Source organism: Cellulomonas carbonis (genome assembly GCF_014636275.1).
Lineage (GTDB): Bacteria > Actinomycetota > Actinomycetes > Actinomycetales > Cellulomonadaceae > Actinotalea > Actinotalea carbonis.
In genome coordinates this window covers 1-529 of record NZ_BMEB01000059.1, presented here as the reverse complement: position 1 = coordinate 529, position 529 = coordinate 1, and the positions used below count along the sequence as shown (strand labels likewise).

1 protein-coding gene is annotated in these 529 nt (G+C 62.6%); it reads right to left on the bottom strand.

What is annotated here, in order from left to right; translation table 11 throughout:
* The coding region (locus IEV86_RS17695; protein ID WP_188484860.1) for an HTTM domain-containing protein at positions 1-529 on the bottom strand (529 nt) is incomplete at both ends.

The following is a 529-nucleotide window of genomic DNA, read 5'->3' as shown; positions in this document are numbered from 1 at the left end:
GGCGCGCTGAGTTTACCCTCACCCATTCCTCCCCCTCAGAGCTGGAGATCCACCACCGCTTTAAAGCTCCGTTGAGTTTCTCAAAGCTGCGGTCGCGGATGAAGATCGCGTCAACGGCGATCATCGTCAGCGAGAACCACGGCAGACCCATGAGCAAAGCGATCCCCAAGTGGAAGGCGAGGATGCCGAGCAGACCGATGATGCGGGTATAGCGGTTGAAGAGCATGAACGGGAACGCACACTGGAAGAGCACCGATGCCCACGAGATCGCCACGACCACCGGACCCCAGGCGGTGACGAGGTCGGAAAGAACGGGCCAGGTCCCGAACTGCTGTGTCTGCAGGGGGTTGTAGACGGCGAAGCCGTGCTGCCAGGCACTGCCGCCGGCTTTGTAGAGACCACCGGACATGTAGATCGCGCACACCTGGAAGGCGAGCACCACGATCGCGAGGTTATTGGCCATGACCAGCGCCCACCGCCACTGACCACCGTCGGCCTCGGGGAAATCGGCTTTGCGCCGACGCCGGCG